3 protein-coding genes are annotated in these 3937 nt (G+C 68.4%); 1 reads left to right on the top strand and 2 read right to left on the bottom strand.

Going from position 1 to position 3937, the window contains the following annotated elements; translation table 11 throughout:
- Both RMO12_RS12065 and RMO12_RS12060 read right to left on the bottom strand, forming a co-directional pair.
- A partial coding sequence (locus tag RMO12_RS12065) for a glycosyltransferase (protein WP_309639486.1) occupies nt 1–1255 on the bottom strand: 1255 nt, incomplete at its 3' end.
- Nucleotides 1256–1289: 34 nt separating this feature from the next.
- Nucleotides 1290–1985 (bottom strand): hemerythrin domain-containing protein, encoded by a 696-nt coding sequence (locus tag RMO12_RS12060; RefSeq protein ID WP_309639485.1) that lies wholly within the window; start codon nt 1983–1985, stop codon nt 1290–1292.
- Nucleotides 1986–2470: 485 nt separating this feature from the next.
- Here RMO12_RS12060 and rpoN point away from each other — a divergent pair, with 485 nt between their 5' ends.
- The gene (rpoN, locus tag RMO12_RS12055; protein WP_309639484.1) at nt 2471–3928 is read left to right on the top strand and encodes an RNA polymerase factor sigma-54; all 1458 of its coding nucleotides are present in this window, start codon (nt 2471–2473) and stop codon (nt 3926–3928) included.
- Nucleotides 3929–3937: the final 9 nt, after the last annotated feature.

The raw sequence follows: 3937 nt of genomic DNA, 5'->3' as shown, positions 1-3937 counted from the left end.
TCTCGACGCCGATGCCGCCCCGCTCGCCGCCGCGTGCCGCCCGGGCGTCGCTGTTGATCGGCATCGATGCAGACGGCAAACGCCTCGCCTCGCAACCTGGCCCCTCCCGCAATGCACCCGGTAGGCGGTACTCGCAGAGTTCGCCCTCGAGGAGCGCCGCGATGCGCTCGGCCGTCGCATCCCACGACGTGGACTCGACATGCTTGCGCATCGCGCCTACCCGCGCCGCCTGAGCCGCGCCCGACTCGCCGAGCAGGCGCGTGCAGGCGTTTACAAAACCTGGGGCGTCGTCGGCCAGCGCCACCACGTCGGCATAGAGCGCGCTCACGTCCGGCAAAGCGGTGCTGGCGATCGGTTTTTCGGCGGCCATGTATTCGAGCGCCTTGGTCGCAGCGCTCGCCTGGCGCACGGCCGGGTGCAGCTTGAACGGCATCAGGCACACATGCCAGGCCGACACCAGATGCGCCAGTCGCTCGCCGGGCTGCGAGCCCAGCCAATGGAGGTTGTCGCGCTGCGGCAGGCTCCCCGCCGCGATGCCGAGCACCGGCCCGGCCATCACGATCTGCCAGTCGGGGCGCGCGTCGGCCAGCCGCGCCAGCAGTGCGAGGTCGATGCGCTCGTCGATCGCGCCGCAGTAGCCCAGCCGCGGCCCTGCGATGTGGGCCTGGAGCCGCGCCGCGGCCAGGGCCTCGGCGCTGTTGCGGTCGAGCGTGATGGGCGACCAGGCGTGTGCATCCACCGCGCTCGGCAGGCAGTGCATGTCGCCGCGCAGGCCGCTGCGGGCCTCGCACAGCGAGGGCCCGCTCGCGAAGGCGAGATCGGCCATGCCCAGCAGCGCCGCCTCACGCTGGTGCAGCAGGTGCGGCGCGCCGACGAGCGAGGACAGCTCATCCATGCAGTCGTAGACCACCGCGCGCGGCTGCAGCTCGTCGATCAGCGGCAGCGCCAGCGGCGTGGCGAACCACACCGCGTAATCGTCGATGCCGTGCGCGCGCAAATGGCCGGCGAGGAGCGCACGCAGCAGCGGCAGCTGATCGTCGTGGAAGCCGGCCGCCGGCAGCGGCGTGTGCGCGCACAGCACCTCGACCGTGGGTGCCGCGGCCTCGATCTGCAGACGCGCCGGGCCGTTGCCCGGCACCGGCTCTTCGACGAACAGCACGCGCCAGCCACTCGCCAGGCGCAACAGCAATTGCTGCGGTCGCTCCTGCATGGCATTCCAGCGCAGCGGAGAAAACACGATCAGGGTGGTCGGCATGCGAAAGAGTCCTCGGTGTGCGGCGGCGGGCGTTTCAGTCGCCGTCGCGCGGGTCGTCGCTGCCTTCCGCGTCGTCGCTGCGAGCGGCCGCCTGGGCGCGTGTTTCACCGCTGCGGGTAACGCGCGCGCGGGTTGCGCCGTGCTGCTGGGCCGGGTTGGGGCGGCGCGTGTCGCGGCTGGCGCTCGTGGTCGGTTCGACCGATTCCGCTACTTCGTCGTCCGCTTCGGCCTGCTCGGGCATCAACTCCGCGGTGAGTTCGGCGCGCCGCGCGTTCATCTCGGCGCACAGGCTGTCCCAGTCGAGCTTGACCTTGCTCAACTCGGGAAACATTTCGTTTTCTTCTTCCTTGACGTGGTGCTTGATGTATTCGCCCAGCACCTTGAAGGTGGCGCAGTATTTCTCGTCGTCCGGGGCCATGCCCTTCAACTGCTCGATCAGGTCCTTGGCGCTGGCGTGTTCCACCTCGGCTTCATTGACGAGGTCGGCGTCGGGCAGCGCTTGCCTGGCCGCCGGATAGAGCAGCTCTTCCTCGAGCGTGGCGTGTAGCGTCAGTTCATTGCAGGTATGCCGCACGATCTGCTGGCACTGCTCGGCGTCTTGCGCCGGGTCGAGCTTTTCAAAGTCGCGAAACGCTTTTTTCACGCGCTTGTGGTCGTCCTTGAGCATCGTGATGATTTCGTTACGCGCGCTGGTGCTGGTGCGGCTGGTCGGGGGGCGGCTGGTGGGCATGGTGTCTCCTGGGTGGCAGCGGTGCGACGCGCATCGCGCTGTGCCGAGGGGGCAAGCGACGTGCCTTTTTCGTTAAACCATTCGGTCGTGTTTGACTGCAGCGTGTCGCGCGGTGCGCCCGGGTTTGCGGCGCATAAGGGAAGTCGCGCGCAGAGGTGTCGCCAGGGCAGCGGGCGGCTTTGCTGCAATTTGCGCGCCGGGGTCGGCAAAAAGCGGGTACCCCCTTCCCTCACCCGGGTGGGTCGAGCCGCGTAAAGAACCGGCGGGCAGGCACGTCGCATGAAAAGCACTCACCGCCGAGCCAGCATCTGTGCGGCCTGCGCAACAAATGCCGGGCGGATGGAGGGTGTCCGCCGCGCAGGCGTGACTGATTGCGACGGGACGCCCGAATGGGCACAGGTGTTGCAAGTACCGCCGTGCAAACGCCTCAGCACCCGCTCTGCCCGCAGCCCCGTCACACCGCCCAGCCGCCAAGGATTTTTCGCATGACGACGATGACCGTTCGGGCCGAACAGCGCCAACAGCAGACGCTGTCGCCGCGCCTGCAACACGCAGTGCGGCTGCTTCAGCTTTCATCGCTCGATTTCGCCCAGGAAGTCCACGACGCGCTCGGCAAGAACCCCTTCCTCGAAGGCGAGGACGTCGACCTCGACCCGGCCTCGGGTGCTGCGGCCGTGCCGCTGGCCGCCGGCACCGTGGCCGACGCGACGGTGGCCGACGACGCCGATGCGGCGGGTGCCGGCAACGCCGATCTCGACAACGGCAGCGACGGCGAACGCGACAGCTGGCAGGCCGACAGCTACGGCTCGCAGCGTCGCGGCGAAGACGGCGAAATGAGCGTCATGGACACGATGGCGGTCGAGACCTCGCTCACCGCGCACCTGCACGGCCAGCTCAATGTTCTTTCGCTGTCGCAGCGCGAAGTGGTGCTGGCCAAGGTGATCGTGGAGTCGCTCGACGACGACGGCTACCTGCGCGCCGACATGGCCGAGCTGTTGTCCATCGCCGAACTCGACCCGATGCCCACCGAGGAAGAGATGCAGATCGCGATCGGCCGAGTGCAGGCGCTCGACCCTTCCGGCGTGGGTGCGCGCAGCGTCGGCGAATGCCTGTTGCTGCAACTGGCCGACATTGCATGCCCGCAGGCGCGCGAGACGGCGCGGCGGATCATCGCCGAGCACCTGCCCTCCCTCGCGGCCAAGGACGTGAACGGCCTGGCGCGCACGCTATCGCGCACGCCCGCCGAGATCGAGGCGGTGTGCGAGCGCATCCGCCGGCTCGACCCGCGGCCCGGTTGGCGCTTTGGCGGCAGCCCGGTGCAGTACGTGACACCCGACGTCATCATCCGCAAGGTGCGCGGCCAGTGGGCGGTGATCCTCAACCCGGTGATCGCGCCGCGCGTGCGCCTGAACCATGTGTATGCCGAAATGTTCGCGCGCCACCGCTGCGCGCAAAACACCGAGATGGCGGCGCACTTGCAAGAGGCGCGCTGGACGGTGCGCAACATCGAGCAGCGCTTTGCCACCATTCTTTCCGTGTCGCAGGCGATCGTGAAGCGGCAGAAGCACTTCTTCGAATACGGTGCGCTGGCGATGAAGCCGCTGGGCCTGCGCGAGATCGCCGACGAGGTGGGGCTGCACGAGTCGACGGTCTCGCGCGTGACCAACAATAAATACATGGCCACGCCGCTGGGCGTATTCGAGCTGAAGTACTTTTTCTCGCGCGCCATGACCACCGCCAGCGGCGGTGCCTGTTCGGCCACCGCGATCCGCGGGCTCATCAAGGACATGATCGAAGCGGAGCGTTCGAGCGCGCCGCTGTCGGACGCCGAGATCGCGCGCCAACTGGCCCAGCAGGGCTTGGTGGTCGCACGGCGCACGGTCACGAAGTACCGGCAACTGCTCAAGATCGAGGCGGTGGAGCGCAGGCGCGTTCACAGCTGAGCAGGTGTG

It is taken from the genome of Methylibium sp. (assembly GCF_031393925.1).
Taxonomy (GTDB): Bacteria; Pseudomonadota; Gammaproteobacteria; order Burkholderiales; family Burkholderiaceae_C; genus Methylibium.
Note: the sequence above shows the minus strand (reverse complement) of the source record. Positions and strands in the feature narration are given on the sequence as shown.

Excerpts from the sequence above, each read along its gene's own strand:
- RMO12_RS12060 (WP_309639485.1), bottom strand. The coding sequence starts at position 1,985 with ATGCCCACCAGCCGCCCCCCGACCAGCCGCACCAGCACCAGCGCGCGT.
- rpoN (WP_309639484.1), top strand. The coding sequence starts at position 2,471 with ATGACGACGATGACCGTTCGGGCCGAACAGCGCCAACAGCAGACGCTG.